At 63.2% G+C, this 18,444-nt stretch carries 20 protein-coding genes and 2 tRNA genes; 18 read left to right on the plus strand and 4 right to left on the minus strand.

Annotated elements, in window-relative coordinates; all coding sequences use genetic code 11:
* Positions 1 to 4 precede the first annotated feature (4 nt).
* From BSL82_RS00825 to proC, 4 genes are all read left to right on the plus strand, one after another.
* Entirely contained in the window at positions 5 to 550 is a 546-nt protein-coding gene (locus BSL82_RS00825; protein WP_072595599.1) for a TspO/MBR family protein, read from the plus strand.
* Positions 551 to 581: 31 nt separating this feature from the next.
* Positions 582 to 872, plus strand: a complete 291-nt coding sequence (locus BSL82_RS00830; protein ID WP_072598527.1) for an accessory factor UbiK family protein — start codon at positions 582 to 584, stop codon at positions 870 to 872.
* Between the two features lie 163 nt (positions 873 to 1,035).
* Positions 1,036 to 1,503 carry a type III secretion system chaperone family protein gene (locus tag BSL82_RS00835; protein WP_072598528.1) on the plus strand — a complete coding sequence of 156 codons (468 nt, stop codon included), beginning with the start codon at positions 1,036 to 1,038 and terminating at the stop codon, positions 1,501 to 1,503.
* 5 nt (positions 1,504 to 1,508) lie between these two features.
* Complete coding sequence (proC, locus tag BSL82_RS00840; protein WP_072595600.1) at positions 1,509 to 2,330, plus strand: pyrroline-5-carboxylate reductase; 822 nt, start codon at positions 1,509 to 1,511, stop codon at positions 2,328 to 2,330.
* Positions 2,331 to 2,333: 3 nt separating this feature from the next.
* Here proC and BSL82_RS00845 read toward each other — a convergent pair whose 3' ends face one another.
* Positions 2,334 to 2,816, minus strand: a complete 483-nt coding sequence (locus tag BSL82_RS00845) for an MgtC/SapB family protein (protein ID WP_072595601.1) — start codon at positions 2,814 to 2,816, stop codon at positions 2,334 to 2,336.
* Between the two features lie 182 nt (positions 2,817 to 2,998).
* Here BSL82_RS00845 and BSL82_RS00850 point away from each other — a divergent pair, with 182 nt between their 5' ends.
* The gene (locus BSL82_RS00850) at positions 2,999 to 4,183 is read left to right on the plus strand and encodes an acetyl-CoA C-acyltransferase (RefSeq protein ID WP_072595602.1); all 1,185 of its coding nucleotides are present in this window, start codon (positions 2,999 to 3,001) and stop codon (positions 4,181 to 4,183) included.
* A gap of 40 nt (positions 4,184 to 4,223) precedes the next feature.
* Positions 4,224 to 5,009 (plus strand): enoyl-CoA hydratase/isomerase family protein, encoded by a 786-nt coding sequence (locus tag BSL82_RS00855; protein ID WP_072598529.1) that lies wholly within the window; start codon positions 4,224 to 4,226, stop codon positions 5,007 to 5,009.
* Here the strand turns inward: BSL82_RS00855 and BSL82_RS00860 are convergent.
* Positions 5,006 to 5,488 (minus strand): PAS domain-containing protein, encoded by a 483-nt coding sequence (locus BSL82_RS00860; protein WP_072595603.1) that lies wholly within the window; start codon positions 5,486 to 5,488, stop codon positions 5,006 to 5,008. The genes BSL82_RS00855 and BSL82_RS00860 overlap by 4 nt on opposite strands.
* Before the next feature lie 195 nt (positions 5,489 to 5,683).
* Between BSL82_RS00860 and BSL82_RS00865 the strand changes: the two genes are divergently transcribed.
* Both BSL82_RS00865 and BSL82_RS00870 read left to right on the plus strand, forming a co-directional pair.
* Positions 5,684 to 6,607: a glycosyltransferase family 2 protein gene (locus BSL82_RS00865; protein WP_072595604.1), complete on the plus strand. Its 924-nt coding sequence runs from the start codon at positions 5,684 to 5,686 to the stop codon at positions 6,605 to 6,607.
* Entirely contained in the window at positions 6,595 to 7,629 is a 1,035-nt protein-coding gene (locus BSL82_RS00870; RefSeq protein ID WP_072595605.1) for a glycosyltransferase family 2 protein, read from the plus strand. The genes BSL82_RS00865 and BSL82_RS00870 overlap by 13 nt, the downstream gene beginning before the upstream one ends.
* A gap of 52 nt (positions 7,630 to 7,681) precedes the next feature.
* Here BSL82_RS00870 and pgl read toward each other — a convergent pair whose 3' ends face one another.
* Positions 7,682 to 8,392, minus strand: coding sequence for a 6-phosphogluconolactonase (pgl, locus tag BSL82_RS00875; protein ID WP_072595606.1), 711 nt, complete (start codon positions 8,390 to 8,392; stop codon positions 7,682 to 7,684).
* 11 nt (positions 8,393 to 8,403) lie between these two features.
* A complete protein-coding gene (locus BSL82_RS00880) occupies positions 8,404 to 9,447 on the minus strand; it encodes an IS110 family RNA-guided transposase (protein ID WP_072595607.1) in 1,044 nt (347 codons plus the stop codon).
* 341 nt (positions 9,448 to 9,788) lie between these two features.
* Between BSL82_RS00880 and BSL82_RS00885 the strand changes: the two genes are divergently transcribed.
* From BSL82_RS00885 to rpoB, 10 genes are all read left to right on the plus strand, one after another.
* The gene (locus tag BSL82_RS00885) at positions 9,789 to 10,346 is read left to right on the plus strand and encodes a TIGR00645 family protein (RefSeq protein ID WP_072595608.1); all 558 of its coding nucleotides are present in this window, start codon (positions 9,789 to 9,791) and stop codon (positions 10,344 to 10,346) included.
* A 46-nt stretch (positions 10,347 to 10,392) separates the two neighbouring features.
* Positions 10,393 to 10,466: transfer RNA gene (locus BSL82_RS00890), tRNA-Gly, on the plus strand.
* Between the two features lie 81 nt (positions 10,467 to 10,547).
* A tRNA-Trp gene (locus BSL82_RS00895) sits at positions 10,548 to 10,623 on the plus strand.
* Between the two features lie 154 nt (positions 10,624 to 10,777).
* Entirely contained in the window at positions 10,778 to 10,975 is a 198-nt protein-coding gene (gene secE, locus BSL82_RS00900; RefSeq protein WP_072595609.1) for a preprotein translocase subunit SecE, read from the plus strand.
* A gap of 29 nt (positions 10,976 to 11,004) precedes the next feature.
* On the plus strand, positions 11,005 to 11,544 hold the full coding sequence (nusG, locus tag BSL82_RS00905) for a transcription termination/antitermination protein NusG (RefSeq protein ID WP_072595610.1): 540 nt from the start codon (positions 11,005 to 11,007) through the stop codon (positions 11,542 to 11,544).
* Between the two features lie 126 nt (positions 11,545 to 11,670).
* A complete protein-coding gene (gene rplK, locus BSL82_RS00910; protein ID WP_072595611.1) occupies positions 11,671 to 12,102 on the plus strand; it encodes a 50S ribosomal protein L11 in 432 nt (143 codons plus the stop codon).
* Positions 12,103 to 12,106: 4 nt separating this feature from the next.
* Positions 12,107 to 12,805, plus strand: a complete 699-nt coding sequence (gene rplA / locus BSL82_RS00915; protein WP_072595612.1) for a 50S ribosomal protein L1 — start codon at positions 12,107 to 12,109, stop codon at positions 12,803 to 12,805.
* 268 nt (positions 12,806 to 13,073) lie between these two features.
* Entirely contained in the window at positions 13,074 to 13,589 is a 516-nt protein-coding gene (rplJ, locus tag BSL82_RS00920; RefSeq protein ID WP_072595613.1) for a 50S ribosomal protein L10, read from the plus strand.
* Between the two features lie 54 nt (positions 13,590 to 13,643).
* Positions 13,644 to 14,024 (plus strand): 50S ribosomal protein L7/L12, encoded by a 381-nt coding sequence (gene rplL, locus BSL82_RS00925; protein ID WP_072595614.1) that lies wholly within the window; start codon positions 13,644 to 13,646, stop codon positions 14,022 to 14,024.
* A 246-nt stretch (positions 14,025 to 14,270) separates the two neighbouring features.
* A complete protein-coding gene (gene rpoB / locus BSL82_RS00930) occupies positions 14,271 to 18,428 on the plus strand; it encodes a DNA-directed RNA polymerase subunit beta (protein ID WP_072595615.1) in 4,158 nt (1,385 codons plus the stop codon).
* Positions 18,429 to 18,444: the final 16 nt, after the last annotated feature.

The following is an 18,444-nucleotide window of genomic DNA, read 5'->3' on the forward strand; positions in this document are numbered from 1 at the left end:
GAGCATGACGGGTCTGGCCTCACCATCTCAGATTCGCATGTCGTTTCTGCGCTGGGCGATCGTCGCCGTACCGCTGATCGTGCTGCTGGGCTCGCTATCCGGAGGCATCGGCGGATCGGCGGGAGAAAGCTCGTGGTACGCGGCGTTGCAAAAGCCCGCGCTGGTTCCGCCCGGCTGGGTGTTCGCCGTGGCGTGGACCATATTATACGCGCTGATGGGCCTTGCACTGGCGATGATCCTCAACGCGCGCGGCGCGTATGGGCGTCCTGCGGCGCTCACGCTCTTCGGCATACAACTGGCCCTCAATCTCGCCTGGTCGCCGCTCTTTTTCGGCGCGCACCGCATTCAGGCCGCCTTCTGGCTGATCCTGGCCATTTTCTTTTTCGCACTGCTCACCACATTGGCATTCGGACGTATCCGCAAATGGGCGGCCTGGGCGATGGTACCTTATCTGGCGTGGTTATGTTTCGCGGCGGTGTTGAATTGGCAGATCATGCAACTCAACCCCGGCGGAACGGCGCCCGGAGTGGTGGAATATCAACTGAGCTGACCATTCGGCGCGCTGTTGGAGGAGCATGATCATGCAATCGCAAAATCGTTTTTTCGAAGATTTCTCCAAGGTTGTGAACGGAGCCGTCGGCACATTGGCCGGGGTGGGGCGCGAAGCCGAAGGCGCGCTTCGCGAACGCTTCCGCGAGTTCATGGGCGGGTTCGACTTTGTCAGCCGTGACGAGTTCGATGCTGTCAAGGCGATGGCGGCTGCGGCGCGAGACGAGGTGGACGAATTGAAGGCCCGGCTGGAAGCCCTTGAAAAGAAATCGGCCAAGGCAGGAAAGGCTGCGGCCGACAAGAGCGCTGGTTTGGATATCTGAGCGGGAACTTTAAAACGATCCACAGCTTTTTCGCGGTACAGCGCGGCTTTTGCTTGCATCGCGCAGCGCAAGACAGCAGGCTTTCTGCGCTGAATTGCGCCAGGAGAATGGCTTGATCGCACTCGATCAGGAAGACACTTCGCCCCTTTCGGCGCCGATCGATATGCTCGAGCATTATTTCGGTGCGCATGGATGGGCGTTTGAACGTACGGGCGATGACGAGATCGTCGCCAACGTCCAGGGTTCCTGGGCGAGCTATGAATTGCGCGCCGTCTGGCGGGTCGAGGATCGCGTTCTCCAGTTTCTGGCGCTTCCCGATATCCGCGTGCCGAGCGACAAGCGCATAGCGATCTATGAGACCATCGGGCTCATCAACGAACAGCTCTGGCTCGGCCATTTCGAGATGTGGTCGTCGGACGGGCTGGTCCTTTTCCGCCACGCGGCGATGCTGGAATGCGAGGATGACGAGGGCGAGGGGCAACTCACGCTCGATCATGCGCAGGCTGTCGTCGAGGCGGCGATAGACTGCTGCGAGCGCTATTATCCCGTGTTCCAGTTCGTGCTCTGGGGCGGCAAGTCGCCCTCGGACGCATTGGCGGCCTCGCTCGTCGAAACCGTCGGCGAAGCCTGAATCCCATGTCGGCGCTGGCGCGTGTAGGGTCGATCTGGCTTGTCGGATGCGGAAACATGGGCGGCGCGATGCTGCGCGGCTGGCTGGCCCAGGGGCTTGCTCCGGACAAACTTACCGTCATCGATCCGGCATTGCCAGAACTGCCGGCAGGCGTCCGGTCGCTCAATGCGCTACCAGACGGCGAGGCTGGCCCGGAGGTTCTGGTGCTCGCGGTCAAGCCGCAGCTCCTGGGTGACGTTGTCGCGCAATTCCGCCGCAAGTCGGGCTCAGCGCCCGGCCTGCTCCTTTCGGTGCTGGCCGGAGTGGAATCCGGGATCCTGAAACAGGCTTTCAATGCCGGCGCGACGGTGCGCGCCATGCCGAACCTGCCCGCGCAGATCGGCAAGGGGGTCACGGTCCTGTGCAGCGAGGATGCCGATATGGATCGGCGTCAGATCGCCGAAGAACTGATGCGGGTGCTGGGCACCGTCGAATGGATTGCCGATGAGGCGCTTTTCCATGCGGTGACCGCCCTGTCGGGGAGCGGCCCCGGCTATGTCTTTCGCTTCATCGAGGCAATGGCCGATGCAGGACGCGCGCTGGGGCTTCCCGAAGAACTCGCGTCGCGGCTCGCGGTCGAGACCGTTTCCGGCTCCGCCCTGCTTGCATCGGCTTCCGATGAAAGCCCCGCCGAACTTGCCGATCGCGTCGCCAGCCCCGGCGGCACGACAAGGGAAGGGCTGAACCGGCTGGACGCAGCCGACGGAATCCGCCCGCTCATTCGCCAGACGCTTGAAGCCGCCGCCCGGCGCAGCGCCGAACTCGCGGCGGCCGCCCGCCAGAGCTAGCACTCAGGAGCCGGAGTCTTCAGATTCGCGGCTCTCCGGCGGTTCCACTCGGCCAGCCCGCTTCAGGGGCGACATGATCCACAATGTCACGACCGTCGCCACCGACAGCATGACCGCCACGTCAAGGCTTCCCAGCCCGACAGCCATGCCGATCGCACCCGTCACCCAGATGCTGGCCGCAGTCGCAGTGCCCTTGACCGAATCCTTCAGCCGCAGGATTGCGCCACCGCCGATAAAGCCCATGCCGGTGATGAGCCCTTCGACGATGCGCGCCATCGCTTCCGGGCTTGACGCGATGAGCGGTTCGGCTGCCTGGATGAAGCCGCATGTCGCAACGGCGACGAGGGGAAAGGTGCGCAGGCCTGCGCTGCGTTCCTCGTGCTCGCGATTCCAGCCGATCGGAAAGGCGAGCGCATAGGCGATCGCCAGCGCCACAAGTTGCGGCAGTATGTTGAACTCGTCGCGGCCCAGAAGTTGCTCGATCATGGCCTTTCCCGCAGCTTGTGCAAACCATAATGCGACCCTCGGAACTTCGTTCCCGAGCCGTCATGGAAGCCGCCGGTCTGGTGCTCGATGATTGACAATGCGGGCAACGCACGCCAACTGCCGACGGTAAATGAACGCCCACGCCCGGTCGGTTCATGGGCCGAGGCGATGCTGGAGAAGCTATGTCCGAAGATCCCGTTGTCATTTCGTCCTATGCACGCACGCCGATGGGCGGCTTTCAGGGAGTGCTGGCGGGCGCGACGGCGACCCAGCTTGGCGCGACGGCTGTAGCCGGCGCGGTGGAGCGCGCGGGCGTTGCTCCTGAAAAGGTGGACCGCATCTACATGGGATGCGTGCTGCCCGGCGGGCTGGGGCAGGCGCCCGCCCGGCAAGCGGCGCTCAAGGCCGGTCTGCCCCGGTCGGTAGAGGCGACGACGGTCAACAAGATGTGTGGCTCGGGCATGCAGGCCGCGGTCATGGCGGCGGACACGCTTGCCGCCGGATCCGCCGATGTCGTGATTGCGGGCGGCATGGAGAGCATGACGAACGCGCCATATCTGCTTGCCAAGCATCGCTCCGGCGCGCGCATCGGCCATGACGTCGTGAAGGACTCAATGTATCTGGACGGGCTTGAGGACGCCTATTCGCCCGGCAAGCTGATGGGCGCGTTCGCGGAAGAAACGGCTGGCCAATACCAGTTCACCCGCGAGGCGCAGGATGCCTATGCGATACGCTCGCTTTCACGGGCGAACGAAGCGATCGCCAGCGGCGCTTTCGCGCAGGAGATCGTCCCGGTCACGGTTTCCGGCCGGGGCGGCGACATCATTGTGGATACGGACGAGCAGCCCGGCAAGGCGCGCCCGGACAAGATCCCCGGCCTGAAGCCCGCCTTTGCAAAGGATGGGACGATCACCGCCGCCAATGCTTCGTCCATTTCCGATGGCGCGGCGGCGCTTGTGATGACCCGCGCGAGCGTTGCCGAAAAGCTCGGCCTGCCTATGAAGGCGCGCCTCGTGGCCCACGCGGCCCATGCTCATGAGCCGGGCTTGTTCAGCACCGCCCCGGTTCCGGCGATCCGAAAGGTACTGGAAAAGGCGGGCTGGACGGTGGACGACGTCGACTTGTTCGAAGTGAACGAGGCCTTTGCCGTGGTTGCGATGGTCGCGGCGCAGGAACTCGGCATTCCGGATGAAAAACTCAACGTGAACGGCGGTGCGACGGCGCTTGGGCACCCGGTCGGCGCGTCGGGAGCGCGTATCATGGCGACGCTGATCGCCGCGCTGGAACGGCGAGGGTTGAAGCGCGGGGTGGCTGCCTTGTGCATTGGCGGCGGCGAGGCTACGGCTGTCGCTCTCGAATTGATCTGATATCTGGATGGGCAGTGCTGTGATGGACAAGGGCCAGGCGATGAGCGGTGATGCACCCGTTTTGTTCCAGCACGAAAATGGTGTGGCGCGTCTGACGCTGAACCGGCCGGACGCCGGAAACACCATCGACCTGCCGCTCGCGCGCGCGTTGATGGATGCGGCCATTGCCTGCGACGAGGATGATGCGATTCGCGTCGTGGTGCTGACCGGGGCGGGCAAGATGTTCTGCGCGGGCGGCGACATCGATGGCTTTGCGGTCGCCGGGGAAGATACCGGGACACTGTTCAAGCATCTGACCGCCCCTGTGCATTCCGCCGTTTCCAAGCTGATGCGCATGGAAAAGCCGCTGGTGACCGTCATCAACGGACCGGCCGCAGGCGCGGGGCTCAGTCTCGCGCTTATGGGCGACGTCGTAATCGCCGCCAGATCGGCAAAATTCGCTTTCGCCTATGGTGCGATCGGCCTCACTCCGGATGGAGGCGCGTCGTGGTTTCTGCCGCGCCTCATCGGGATGCGCCGCGCTCAGGAACTGGCGTTGCTCAACCGCAGGCTTTCGGGTGAGGAGGCGGCGGAGCTTGGACTTATCACCCGTGTGGTCGATGATGAGGCGCTTGCCGAGGAAGCGGACAAGGTGGTTGCGCAGCTATCGGCGTCCGCAACCCGCGCCATGGGCCGGACACGAAACCTGCTGCTGTCGAGCTTTACCAATTCGCTTGAAGAGCAGATGGAGCTTGAGGCGCGTGCGATTTCACTGTCGAGTCGCGACGAAGGCCGCGAGGGCGTTGCCGCCTTTCTCGAGAAGAGAAAGCCGGATTTCACCCGCTAGAGCGGTTTGTCCGCGGCGTCGATTGCGCGCAGCGCCTTCTGGGCGCGTTCCTCCAGCTCGGCCGCATAGGCTTCGCGTGTGCGGCTTTCGTTCGTCACCTCCATAAGAAGGGCGATCCAGTGACTGGGGAGCCCATGTACTCCCATGATCGGCGTGATGATCCAGCGGACCGCATAAGGCTCGCCGTCCTTACGGTAGTTGATCGTCTCGCCGCAAAAATAATCGTCCGCCTGGAGCGACGTCTTCAATCGGCACAGGACCTCCGGATCGGTCGTCGGCCCTTGCAGGATGCGCGGCGATTTGCCCAGCACCTCCGCCCTGGCGAAGCCGGTCATGTCCTCGAACATCCGGTTGACATAGCGAATGATGGGACCGGGGGGCTCCAGATCGAGATCGGTGATGATGACGGCCAACCCGGCGCTGTCGAGTGCGGACACAAGCACTGCGTCGAACGGCTCCGTCCTGCTTCTGTGCGGCACTATACTCTCCTTACCGCTGATTCCACGGTCATCACGGGCAGTCGGAGCTGTCTTCACCAGGCGGCCGAGACACTCCGGCATGCGTCGCATGGGCCATTCCCATCGTCTTTTCAGGGCTTTCCAACCCGGTGAATGTCAGATAGCCGGACAGACGCGGAAAATCCGCAGGAATAATGCGAAGGAAACAAAAGCAGCATGCCAGGGGGCAGTCCGGACAGGATAACGATCGTCATCCCCCATCTGCATCAGTGGCGGCAGCTCGACGACTGCCTGGCGTCTCTGCATTCCCAGACTCTTCCCCGGGACAGATATGACATCATCGTCGTCGACAATGGCTCGACCGATTTCGAAACCGGCCGGCAGAATGTTTCCCGCCGCTATCCGGACGTTCGCATGGTCTCTGAACGGGAGATCGGCCCCGGTCCAGCACGGAACACGGGCGTCGGGTTGGCGGAAACGGAGATGATCGCCTGCGTCGACGCCGATTGCATCGCCGACAGCCGCTGGGTCGAATCCGCGCTGAATGCGCTTGCGGCAGGGGGGGCTGGCACCATCCATGGCGGCGATGTCCAGATCGCACGGCAAAGTCCCGGCCGCTTCACCGAGGTTGAGGCATATGAGGCGGTGTTCGGCTATCGCCAGAAGCTGTACATCACGAAGAAGCATTTTTCCGGCACCGGAAACCTCGCCTTCTGGAAGAGCGATTTCGCGCGGATCGGCCCTTTTGCAGGGATAACCGTCGCCGAAGACATGGACTGGGGGCGCCGGGCGCGCGCGGCGGGCATGAAGCTGTCGTACAATCCGCAGATGCTTGTTTATCATCCGGCGCGCAAATCGGTGGCCGAGCTCGAGAGCAAATGGTCCAGGCATATCGCCCATGAGCTGGAAAAATCGCGGGGCGGCAAAGCGCATGTGCTGAAATGGACGGCGAGGTCGATTGCGGTGGTCCTGTCGATCTTCCCGCATCTGGGGACCATCGCCCTGTCCGAAAAGCTGACCGGCCTGCCTTCAAGGCTGAAAGCCAGTCGCGTGCTTGTCCGCATCCGGCTGTTCCGCGCCGCTGCGATGCTTCGCCAGATGATGTCCCGGCACAGCGAGGCGCAGCGATGGAATCGCTAGAGAGGGCTCCCCTCGCCGTCATCATGGTCAACTGGCGGTCAGCCGAGGACACGATCGAGTGTCTTGAATCGCTCATGCACAGCCAGCAGCCCATGCGGCTGATCGTCTGCGACAATCAGTCAGGCGACGGATCGGTGGAGAAAATCCTCGCCTGGGCCAGGGGCGAAAGGCCGGTCGAACCGAAATCCGATACGCTTGCCCATCTGACGCGGCCGGCGGTCCCCAAGCCGGTGGAGCATGTCGTGTTGAACCGTCAGCAGGCCGAAGAGGGCGATGTGCCCTCATCACGGCTCATCATCATCAACACGGGCGACAATCTCGGATATGCCGGGGGTAACAATGTCGGCATGCGCATGGCGCTGCGCGACCCCGACATCAAATATATCTGGCTGCTGAACAACGACACGGTCGTCGAGCCAGATGCCCCGGCGGCCGTGGTCCGCGCATTCGAACGCGACAGCGCCTGCGGCATGCTGGGCACGGTGGTCCGCTATTATTTTCGCCCCGACCGGCTCCAACTGCTGAACGGGTCCCGCTATTCGAGCTGGACGGGCAGGGGATATCCGATCGCTGCCGGACAGCCCGTCGAGGCCGCTTTCGATGCCGGCGAGGTCATATCCAAAACCGATTTCGTCTGTGGAGCCTCGCTCGCCATATCCCGGCCGTGCGTGGAAGCCATCGGCCTGATGGACGAGCGCTATTTTCTGTATTTCGAGGAAATCGATTGGGCGATGCAGGCGCGCGGCCGGTTTTCGACGGGCTTCGCGGCAGACGCCGTCATCTACCACAAGGAAGGCGGAAGCATCGGGTCCAGCCGCGAACTGGCCCGGCGCAGCGCGTTCTCGGAATATTATCTAGCCAGAAGCAAGATGCTCTTCGGCCGCAAGCACAGCCCCGCCAAATTGCCGTTCCTGATCGCCAGCAACCTGCTGATGGCCTTGCGGCGGATCACGCAGGGACATGCGGACAAGGCAGTAGCCATCGCTCGCGGTTCGTTCAACCAGCCGTTTCAGCGGGACTGACGGGCGGGCGACGCCGCCGGCGCAGACCCGCATCAGTGAGATGGGCGCGCTCCTATTCCTCCGCGCACCAATGAATGTCGATCGGCACTTCGGTTTCGGCCAGAATGCGGCCGATCGGCGTGTTCGAGAGCGGCCCGTCCTTGATCGCCTGTTCCACCACTGCGCGCTTTGCATCGCCGCTGAACGCCAGCGTGAGGGTGCGCGCTGAGAGAATGGCCGCCCGGCTCAGCGTGACCCGCGGCACCGGCGCATCGGCGGGCATGGGGTCGGGCATCACGCCCAGCGCGCGGCGGGTTTTGGGACCTTCCAGCGCCTCCTCCAAATCGGGACCGGGAAAGATCGATGCGGCATGGCCGTCTTCGCCCACGCCAAGCCAGACGAGATCGGGCGGCCATTGCAGATCGGCGAGCCTTGCGTCGGCGGCCTTGCCGGCGGCCCGGTAGTCGGCGGCCGCCTCGGCCGTGATCGGCAGCACGCGCGCGCCCTTGGGCAGGAACTGTCTGGCGATCATGCCGACGTTGCTCATGGGGCTGTCGACAGGCACCAGCCGGTCGTCGGTGGGGATGATGGTGACGTGCTTCCACTTGATCTTCGCCGCCGCCAGCTTCTCGAAGATCGGCACGGGGGACTTGCCGCCCGGCAGCGCGATCAGCGCCTGGCCGCGCGCATCCAGCGCGCTTTCGATGATGAACCCGATGTCGCCGGCAACGGCCTCGGCCATTTCGGCGGCGTCGTCATATTCCCACCATTCGACTTCGATCATTGCGGCTGCTCCTATGATGATTGTCCAGCGGGGATGAGATCTTCCCGGCGCTGGAACTGAGTGAAGTCATTGAACACCCATCCGTTTTTGAGGGTGTCATAGATGATCGTCAGCAGCTTGCGGGCAGTGGCGATAATGGCCTTGCCGAAGCCGCGGCGCTCTCGGATGCGATTGTGATAGCCCTTGAGATAGGGCGAGTAGCGGATGGCACTGAGCGTGCATTGCACCAGCGTGGTCCGCGCGAGGCGGTTGCCTTGTTTCGTGATGCGGCCGCGATGATCGGTTTCGTTCGACTGTCTGACGCGCGGCACGATGCCGAAGTAGGCGGCGAGCTTGTCGGCGCTGGCAAAGTCATGGACGTTGCCGATGGCGGTGAGCAGCACTGCGGCCGAGCGCGGCCCCACGCCCTTGATGCTGGTCAGCCCTTCGTAGCCGTCAAAGGTCGCGGCAACGCCTTCGATCTCGCGGTCGAGATGGGCAAGGCTGGCGCTCAGCGACAGCGCCTGCTCGCGCAGCACCTCGATCTCGATTACTTCGCAGCGGGAGAAGAGGTCCAGGTCGATGGCGGCGAGCCCTCGCTTCGATCCGAGGCTTTCCTTTTTGAGCTTCAGCCCCTTGCGCACATGCAGCGCGTGGATCTTGTTGAGCAGCCGCGTGCGCTGCTTGACCAGAACGTCGCGCGTATGGGTGAGCGAGGCCAGCTCGCTCTGGTCCTGCGTCCTGGCCCGCGTCTCGGGCAGCATGTCCTTGGACAGGAACAGTGCAAGCGCCGCAGCGTCGTTGCGGTCGGTCTTCTTCACCGACTTCCTGATCACCTTGAACTGCGATGGATTGACCACCACCACCCGCCCGACGCAGGGCAGCACCTGATCGCGGAACCAGGCGCTGTTGCCGGTCGCCTCGATCGCCACCTCGTCGTCGGCGTCGAGGCTCAGGCAGAATCGCTCCATGTCGGCGGCCGACAACGTGAGCGTCTCGAAGCTCTGAGCCCCGTCCGGCTCGCGCCGGCACACCGTGATGCTGTTCTGATGAAGATCGACACCGATAAAGGACATGGCTATTCTCCGCTCGTTGGGTGAGGCGGAACCCTCAATGGGTGTGAACGGCCCGGCCAAACTCCTATCCGAGGTCACCGGATGCTTCCGGGCCTCAAGCTGGTCGTTCGGCGGCAGGCGGCGGGTAAGCTCCTTCACAGGGTCAAAAGCCCTAAAATGCCAATCCAGCCTGCAACCTATCCGCCTCACCCAATGCTCTAGCATCGGGCGCCAAGACCGCTCACCGCTCATTCATGCCAGCTCCTTCGTGGGAATGCTTCGGCGCGAAGCGTACTTTACGGCTCCCGGCTCAATGACCTAGAGGGAGCGCGCTTTCAACCTCATAGGGATCACATAGCGACATGGCCCAGCCAAGCTCGGATGTTTTAGGCGCCGTCGATGCACCGCTCCGCCCGCTGCCGATGCTGATTTTCGGCTCGCGCTGGCTTCAGCTGCCGCTTTATCTCGGCCTCATCGTCGCGCAGTGCGTCTATGTCTTCCTGTTCCTGAAGGAACTGTACCATCTGCTGAGCCATGCCAATGAGTTCGGCGAGCAGCAGATCATGCTGGTGGTGCTGGGTCTGATCGACGTGGTGATGATCTCCAACCTGCTCGTCATGGTGATCGTAGGCGGTTACGAGACCTTCGTTTCCAGACTGCGGCTTCAGGGGCATCCGGACCAGCCCGAATGGCTGAGTCACGTGAACGCGGGCATTCTGAAGGTGAAGCTGGCGATGGCGATCATCGGCATCTCGTCGATCCACCTGCTGCGAACCTTCATCGAATCGAGCAATCTCGGCAGCGAGGGCGCGCGCTATACGTCGGAAGGCGTGCTTTGGCAGACGGTGATCCACTGCGTCTTCATCCTTTCGGCGATCGGCATCGCCTATGTGGACAGGATGACCCAGACCAGACATTGAGACGCTTGACTGCGCAGCCGATTTCAGGGCAAGCGCGGGGCAGGGCGCGGGTGTAGCTCAATGGTAGAGCAGAAGCCTTCCAAGCTTACGACGAGGGTTCGATTCCCTTCACCCGCTCCAATCTCCCCATAGGCTGTATGCTTCTTTCGCAGAGGCTTGCGTGCTTGCACGGCTGAGCCTATAGACGCCGCCCTTGGCCTTAGGAGTGTAGCTCAGTTGGTAGAGCATCGGTCTCCAAAACCGAGGGCCGTGGGTTCGAGTCCCTCCACTCCTGCCAGTTTCCTCGCGGCCGCTCTTGCGGGCGCGGGAAGACGGGCCTAATAGGGCCGGGACGACAGGTTAGGTCCAAGCGGCGGTCGCCGGAAGGTGAGGCGCGGCTTGGGCGGTTTGTTGTGTTTTTGGATTGAGCGCAGACAGGACGGCCGAACAGAATGGCAAAGGTCTCACCCGGCGAGTTCGTCCGGCAGGTTCGCAACGAAACGGCGAGGGTCAGCTGGCCCTCGCGCCGCGAAACCGTGCTGACGACCGTGATGGTGCTGATCATGACCACGCTGCTTTCGATCTTCTTCCTTGGGGTCGATCAGATCCTGGGCAGGATCGTTCGATTCCTTCTGTCGCTGGCTGCTTGAGTTTATAGGGCGAGGAACCGGGTCAACACATGTCGCGCTGGTATATTATCCACGCCTATTCGGGCTTCGAGAACAAGGTCCGCGATGCAATCCTGTCCGATGCGGCGCGTCTGGGGCTGGAGCAGCTCGTGGAAGCGGTCGAGGTGCCGACGGAAAAGGTGACCGAGGTCCGGCGCGGCAAGAAGGTGGTGTCCGACCGCAAGTTCTTCCCCGGCTATGTGCTGGCGAAGCTGGAGATGAACGACGACGTCTATCACCTGGTGAAGAACACGCCAAAGGTGACGGGATTCCTCGGTTCGTCGGGCAAGCCGCAGGCGATCAGCGAGGCCGAGGCGGCGCGAATCCTGAACACGCGCGACGAGCAGGCGGCCGCTGCGCCCAAGGCGAAGCTGAAGGTCGACTTCGAGATCGGCGACAGCGTGAAGGTGCTGGACGGCCCGTTCGCCAGCTTCAACGGCGCGGTGGAGGAGATCGATTACGATCGCGGCCGCGTGAAGGTGTCCGTGTCGATCTTCGGGCGTGCGACGCCCGTCGAACTGGAGTTCGAGCAGGTCGAGCGGAACAAATAGGCTTTGAATTTGCCGGGCCGTTGCGGTTGAGCCCGGCATGCTGAGCGGGAGGATGTCCTCGGATGTCCGTCTGGACCGCTAGACCGCATCGCCCCGGTGTTTTCGGGGCATGAAGGGTGACGAAAGATGGCAAAGAAGATTACCGGTTACATCAAGCTGCAGGTGCCTGCGGGCGCAGCGAACCCGTCGCCGCCGATCGGTCCGGCGCTGGGCCAGCGCGGCGTCAACATCATGGAGTTCTGCAAGGCGTTCAACGCGCAGACCCAGGACCTTGAAAAGAGCATGCCGATCCCGACGATCATCACCGTCTATGCGGATCGCAGCTTCTCTTTCGAAACCAAGACCCCGCCCGCATCCTTCCTCATCAAGAAGGCCGCCAACCTGAAGTCGGGCTCCAAGGAGCCGGGCAAGGTGTCGGCCGGCAAGATCGCCCGCTCCAAGCTGCGCGAGATCGCCGAACTGAAGATGAAGGATCTGAACGCCCACGACATCGAGGCGGCGACGAAGACGATCGAAGGCTCCGCCCGCGCGATGGGCCTCGAAGTGGTGGAGGGCTGAGGTCATGGCAAAGCTGAGCAAGAAGGCAAAGAAGCTGGCCGAAACCGTTGATTCGCAAAAGCTTCATCCGGTGGACGAGGCGATCTCGCTGGTGAAGGCGAATGCGACTTCGAAGTTCGACGAGACCGTGGAGGTTGCGATCAACCTCGGCGTCGATCCGCGGCACGCCGATCAGATGGTTCGCGGCGTCGTGACCCTGCCCAAGGGCACCGGCAAGACGGTGCGCGTCGGCGTGTTCGCGCGTGGCGACAAGGCTGAAGAGGCAAAGGCTGCCGGAGCCGATGTGGTCGGCGCCGAAGACCTGCTCGAGATCGTGCAGGGCGGCAAGATCGAGTTCGACCGCTGCATTGCGACTCCCGACATGATGGGCCTCGTCGGCCGGCTCGGAAAGGTGCTGGGTCCCAAGGGCCTGATGCCGAACCCGAAGCTGGGCACGGTGACTCCGAACGTCGCGGAAGCCGTGAAGGCGGCCAAGGGCGGTCAGGTGGAGTTCCGCGTCGAAAAGGCGGGCATCATTCATTCGGGCATCGGCAAGGCGAGCTTCCCCGCCGAGGACCTGCGCGCCAATTTCGATGCGTTCGTGGATGCGATCGTGAAGGCGAAGCCGTCGGGCGCGAAGGGTAAATATGTCCAGAAGATCGCGCTGTCGTCGACCATGGGGCCGGGCCTCAAGGTGGACGTGGCGGATACGGCTACGGTCTGAGTTTTTTAGTTAGTCCGGGGTTTCGGCTCCGGGCGTGTTCCGTCCGAGACTGCTGGCGCTTCCGTGAGGAGGCTTAAAATCCGCCGGCACAGACGGGGAAATGGTTTTCCGGTTCTTCCGTGCGATGGAAGGCCGGGTCTGCCGATGAAGCGGTTTTCCGCCGATCCGGTCAGGCGACCACCCCTCGGACAGGCTTCTGGCCGGCGTATCGGGTCAGGGGCCGCAAGCGGACCTTCGGATGGGCCGAAGGTCAGTAAAGGAGTGAGGCATGGATCGAGCTGAAAAGGCCGAACTGGTTGCCGAGCTGAACAAAGTCTTGTCCGAGACGGGCGTGGTCGTCGTCACCCTCAACAAGGGAATGACGGTTGCCCAGGCCACCGAGCTTCGGGTCAAGATGCGTGAAGCAGGCGCCAGCTATAAAGTGGCCAAGAACAGGCTTGCCCGTCTGGCTCTCGATGGCACGTCATACACGTCGCTCGACGGATTGCTGGTTGGGCCTACCGGCCTTGCCACGTCGGTCGATCCCGTCGCAGCGGCCAAGGTGGCCGTTGAGTTCGCGAAGAAGAACGACAAGTTCGAAATCGTGGGCGGGGCGATGGGCGACACCGTGTTGGACGTGAACGGAGTCAAGGCGCTGGCCGAACTGCCGTCGCTGGACGAACTGCGCGCCAAGATCGTGGGGCTTATCAATGCGCCCGCGACCAAGGTTGCCCAGCTCGCCAATGCGCCGGCATCCAAGCTGGCTCGCGTATTCGCCGCTTATGGCGACAGCGCAGCCGCCTGATCGAACCTATCATCTTGAAATCTAGGGGGCACATGCCCCATATGGAGACTATCAATGGCAGACCTTCAGAAAATCGTTGACGACCTTTCGAACCTGACCGTTCTGGAAGCGGCGGAACTCGCCAAGCTTCTGGAAGAGAAGTGGGGCGTTTCGGCCGCCGCTGCTGTCGCTGTTGCGGCTGCTCCGGCCGGCGGTGGCGCTGGCGCCGCGGCTGCTGAGGAAAAGACCGAATTCGACGTCATCCTCACCGGCGACGGTGGCAAGAAGATCAACGTGATCAAGGAAATCCGCGCGATCACCGGCCTTGGCCTGACCGAAGCGAAGACTCTCGTCGAGAGCGCGCCGAAGGCCGTCAAGGAAGGCGTGAGCAAGGACGAGGCCGAGAAGGTCAAGAAGCAGCTCGAAGAGGCCGGCGCCACTGTCGAGCTGAAGTAACTGAAATCCATCCGCTTCCGGCGCGGCTTCAGGGCTGCGCCGCGAGGCGGGTTTCCGGCCGGTTTCCGGGATAGGGCCTGCAGTTGCGCAGCGGGCCCAACGAATTGGGAACCGGAAGGACGACACGACGCTGCGGTGTGGTTTCCCAGAGCCGGGAGGCCGCACCCTTCGTCGTTCTGGTGTATCTAAAGGCTCCACCCGGCTGCGAGGCCGGACCGGATTTGACACGGCGCGAGGCAGGAACACATGGCAACCCAGATAGCCCCAACGACCGCAGGCGCGAAGGCCGCCGGCAACGTGACGGCAAGGAAGCGCATCCGCAAGGTTTTCGGCGACATCCACGAAGTGGTGCAGATGCCGAACCTGATCGAGGTGCAGCGCGAGAGCTACGAGCAGTTCCTTCGCTCGCGGCCGGCCGACGGCTATGTGTCGGGGCTTGAGAAGACCCTGCGCTCGGTGTTTCCGATCCGGGATTTCGCGGGTACCGCAGAGCTGGATTTCGTCTTCTACGAGCTGGAAGACCCCAAATACGATGTCGATGAATGCCGTCAGCGGGGCATGACCTTTGCCGCGCCGATGCGCGTCACGCTGCGCCTGATCGTGTTCGAGGTCGATCCCGATACGGAAGCCCGGTCCGTGCTCGATATCAAGGAGCAGGACGTCTACATGGGCGACATGCCGCTGATGACGCAGAACGGCACGTTCATCGTCAACGGCACCGAACGCGTGATCGTGTCGCAGATGCACCGGTCGCCGGGCGTATTCTTCGACCATGACCGCGGCAAGACGCATTCGTCGGGCAAATATCTGTTTGCGGCGCGCGTGATCCCCTATCGCGGCTCCTGGCTCGATTTCGAGTTCGACGCCAAGGACATCGTCAACGTCCGCATCGACCGCAAGCGCAAGCTGCCGGTGACGTCGCTGCTCTATGCGCTGGGCATGAATTCCGAGGAAATCCTCAACCACTTCTACAACCGCGTCAGCTGGGCGCGTGATCCGAACGGCTGGCGCGTGCCTTTTGAGCCGGAGCAGTGGCGCGGCCAGAAGCCGATGTTCGACGTCGTCAACGCCGAGACGGGCGAAGTCGCCTTTCCGCTGGGCCAGAAGGTGTCGCCGCGCGCCGCCAAGAAGGCGCAGACCGACGGGCTGAAGGAACTGCTGATCCCGACCGAGGAAATCTTCGGCCGCTATTCCGCCTATGATCTCATCAACGAGACCACCGGCGAAATCTATATCGAGGCGGGCGACGAGCTTTCGGCCGAAAACCTCGAAAGGCTGGACAAGGCGGGCTTCGACAAGATCGAGCTGCTCGACATCGACCATGTCAATGTCGGTCCGTGGATCCGCAACACGCTGATGGCCGACAAGGCCGAGGAGCGCGACCAGGCGCTCAGCGACATCTATCGCGTGATGCGTCCTGGCGAACCGCCGACGCGCGAGACCGCCGAGGCGCTGTTCGCGGGGCTGTTCTTCGATCCCGAACGCTATGACCTGTCGGCCGTCGGCCGCGTCAAGATGAACATGCGTCTGGAGCTGGACTGCCCGGACGATGTGACGACGCTGCGCACCGAAGACATTCTTTCGGTCATCAAGACCCTGGTCGACCTGAAGGACGGCAAGGGCGAGATCGACGACATCGACAATCTGGGCAACCGCCGCGTCCGTTCGGTGGGCGAACTGCTGGAAAACCAGTATCGCGTCGGACTGCTGCGCATGGAACGCGCGGTGAAGGAGCGGATGTCCTCGGTCGACATCTCGACCGTGATGCCGAACGACCTGATCAACGCCAAGCCGGCGGTGGCCGCGGTGCGCGAGTTCTTCGGCTCGTCGCAGCTGTCGCAGTTCATGGACCAGACCAATCCGTTGTCGGAAGTCACCCACAAGCGCCGCGTGTCGGCGCTTGGGCCGGGCGGCCTCACGCGCGAGCGCGCCGGCTTCGAGGTTCGCGACGTCCATCCGACGCACTATGGCCGCATCTGCCCGATCGAAACGCCGGAAGGGCCGAACATCGGCCTGATCAACTCGCTGGCGACGTTCAGCCGGGTGAACAAATACGGCTTTATCGAGACGCCCTATCGCAAGATCGTGGGCGGCAAGGTCACCGACGAGGTGGTCTATCTGTCGGCGATGGAAGAGGCCAAGCACACGATCGCCCAGGCGAACGCGGAGCTGGACGGCGAGGGGAGCTTCGTCGAGGAACTGATCTCGGCGCGTGAGGCGGGCGAGTTCCTGATGGCGCCGCGCGAGCAGATCACGCTGATGGACGTGTCGCCCAAGCAGCTCGTGTCCGTTGCAGCGTCGCTTATCCCGTTCCTGGAAAACGATGACGCCAACCGCGCGCTGATGGGTTCCAACATGCAACGCCAGGCCGTGCCGCTGGTGCGCGCCGAAGCGCCCTTCGTCGGAACCGGCATGGAAGCGACCGTGGCGCGCGATTCAGGCGCCGCGATCACTGCCAAGCGGACGGGCATCGTCGATCAGGTGGACGCCACCCGCATCGTCGTTCGCGCCACGGAAGAGACCGAGGCGGGCAAGACCGGAGTCGACATCTACACGCTGATGAAGTTCCAGCGTTCGAACCAGAACACCTGCATCAATCAGCGCCCGCTGGTGAAGGTGGGCGATCTGGTGGCCCGGGGCGAGGTGATCGCCGACGGTCCTTCGACCGAGCTGGGCGAACTGGCGCTGGGGCGCAACGTGCTGGTCGCGTTCATGCCCTGGAACGGATACAATTATGAGGATTCCATCCTGATCTCAGAGCGGATCGTGAAGGACGACGTCTTCACCTCGATCCACATCGAGGAGTTCGAGGTGATGGCCCGCGACACCAAGCTCGGGCCGGAAGATATCACCCGCGACATCCCGAACGTGGGCGAGGAAGCGCTCAGGAACCTGGACGAGGCGGGCATCGTCTATATCGGCGCAGAGGTGGAGCCGGGCGATATCCTGTGCGGCAAGATCACGCCGAAGGGCGAAAGCCCGATGACGCCGGAAGAAAAGCTGCTCCGCGCGATCTTCGGTGAAAAGGCGTCGGACGTGCGCGACACCTCGCTGCGGCTGCCGCCGGGCGTGGCGGGCACCGTGGTCGAAGTCCGGGTGTTCAACCGCCACGGCATCGACAAGGACGAGCGCGCGCTTGCGATCGAACGTGAGGAGATCGACCGCCTGACGAAGGACCGCGAGGACGAGCGCGCCATTCTGAACCGCGCGACCTACACGCGGCTTCGCGAAGTGCTGCTGGGGCAGACCGCCGCGGCCGCGCCCAAGGGTGTGAAGAAGGGCGGCGTGATCGACGACGAGCTGCTCGACAGCGTCGAAAAGCGCGAATGGTGGAAGTTCGCGGTGGCCGACGACAAGGTCCAGTCCGACCTGGAAGCCATGCATGGCGCCTGGGAAGAGGCGCAGACCAACCTGCAGAAGCGGTTCGAGGACAAGGTCGAGAAGCTGCAGCGCGGCGACGAGCTGCCGCCGGGCGTGCTGAAGATGGTGAAGGTCTTCGTCGCGGTGAAGCGCAAGCTGCAGCCGGGCGACAAGATGGCCGGCCGTCACGGGAACAAGGGCGTTATCTCGCGCATTCTCCCGGTCGAGGACATGCCGTTCCTTGAGGACGGCACGCATGTCGACATCGTGCTGAACCCGCTTGGCGTGCCGAGCCGGATGAACGTGGGCCAGATCTTCGAAACGCATCTGGGCTGGGCCGCGCGCGGTCTGGGCAAGCAGATCGGCGCATTGCTGGAAGACATCAACAGCAAGGCGCAGGGGCTGGACAGCGGCGACGCGACGCGGGTCCGCGACCAGCTCAAGTCGATCTACGGCAAGGCCTATCATGCGGAGATCGACGCGCAGAGCAACGAGGACCTGCTGGAACTCGCCGCCAATGTGAAGGGCGGCGTGCCGATGGCGACCCCGGTGTTCGACGGTGCGCGCGAGGCGGACGTGTCGGAGATGCTGGAACTGGCCGGGCTCGACAGCTCGGGTCAGGTCGAGCTGTACGATGGCCGCACGGGCGAGCAGTTCGACCGCAAGGTGACTGTCGGCTACATCTATATGCTGAAGCTGCACCATCTGGTGGACGACAAGATCCACGCCCGGTCGATCGGACCGTACAGCCTCGTCACCCAGCAGCCGCTGGGCGGCAAGGCACAGTTCGGCGGCCAGCGCTTCGGCGAAATGGAGGTCTGGGCGCTTCAGGCCTATGGCGCTGCATATACCTTGCAGGAAATGCTGACGGTGAAATCCGACGACGTGGTCGGCCGCACCAAGGTCTATGAAGCGATCGTCAAGGGCGACGATACCTTCGAGGCCGGCATTCCGGAGAGCTTCAACGTGCTCGTCAAGGAAATGCGTTCGCTTGGCCTCAATGTCGAGCTGACCAACGCCGAAGTCGTCGACGACGCCGCTTAATGTTTTTCCCCTCTCC

The organism is Tardibacter chloracetimidivorans, assembly GCF_001890385.1.
GTDB lineage: Bacteria > Pseudomonadota > Alphaproteobacteria > Sphingomonadales > Sphingomonadaceae > Tardibacter > Tardibacter chloracetimidivorans.

Coding starts and splice junctions, on each gene's coding strand:
- nusG (WP_072595610.1), top strand. CDS start 11,005: ATGTCGCGCTGGTATATTATCCACGCCTATTCGGGCTTCGAGAACAAG.
- BSL82_RS00830 (WP_072598527.1), top strand. CDS start 582: ATGCAATCGCAAAATCGTTTTTTCGAAGATTTCTCCAAGGTTGTGAAC.
- rpoB (WP_072595615.1), top strand. CDS start 14,271: ATGGCAACCCAGATAGCCCCAACGACCGCAGGCGCGAAGGCCGCCGGC.
- BSL82_RS00825 (WP_072595599.1), top strand. CDS start 5: ATGACGGGTCTGGCCTCACCATCTCAGATTCGCATGTCGTTTCTGCGC.
- pgl (WP_072595606.1), bottom strand. CDS start 8,392: ATGATCGAAGTCGAATGGTGGGAATATGACGACGCCGCCGAAATGGCC.
- BSL82_RS00855 (WP_072598529.1), top strand. CDS start 4,224: ATGAGCGGTGATGCACCCGTTTTGTTCCAGCACGAAAATGGTGTGGCG.
- rplK (WP_072595611.1), top strand. CDS start 11,671: ATGGCAAAGAAGATTACCGGTTACATCAAGCTGCAGGTGCCTGCGGGC.
- BSL82_RS00850 (WP_072595602.1), top strand. CDS start 2,999: ATGTCCGAAGATCCCGTTGTCATTTCGTCCTATGCACGCACGCCGATG.
- rplJ (WP_072595613.1), top strand. CDS start 13,074: ATGGATCGAGCTGAAAAGGCCGAACTGGTTGCCGAGCTGAACAAAGTC.
- BSL82_RS00845 (WP_072595601.1), bottom strand. CDS start 2,816: ATGATCGAGCAACTTCTGGGCCGCGACGAGTTCAACATACTGCCGCAA.
- BSL82_RS00835 (WP_072598528.1), top strand. CDS start 1,036: ATGCTCGAGCATTATTTCGGTGCGCATGGATGGGCGTTTGAACGTACG.
- BSL82_RS00880 (WP_072595607.1), bottom strand. CDS start 9,447: ATGTCCTTTATCGGTGTCGATCTTCATCAGAACAGCATCACGGTGTGC.
- rplA (WP_072595612.1), top strand. CDS start 12,107: ATGGCAAAGCTGAGCAAGAAGGCAAAGAAGCTGGCCGAAACCGTTGAT.
- BSL82_RS00885 (WP_072595608.1), top strand. CDS start 9,789: ATGGCCCAGCCAAGCTCGGATGTTTTAGGCGCCGTCGATGCACCGCTC.
- rplL (WP_072595614.1), top strand. CDS start 13,644: ATGGCAGACCTTCAGAAAATCGTTGACGACCTTTCGAACCTGACCGTT.
- BSL82_RS00870 (WP_072595605.1), top strand. CDS start 6,595: ATGGAATCGCTAGAGAGGGCTCCCCTCGCCGTCATCATGGTCAACTGG.
- proC (WP_072595600.1), top strand. CDS start 1,509: ATGTCGGCGCTGGCGCGTGTAGGGTCGATCTGGCTTGTCGGATGCGGA.
- BSL82_RS00865 (WP_072595604.1), top strand. CDS start 5,684: ATGCCAGGGGGCAGTCCGGACAGGATAACGATCGTCATCCCCCATCTG.
- secE (WP_072595609.1), top strand. CDS start 10,778: ATGGCAAAGGTCTCACCCGGCGAGTTCGTCCGGCAGGTTCGCAACGAA.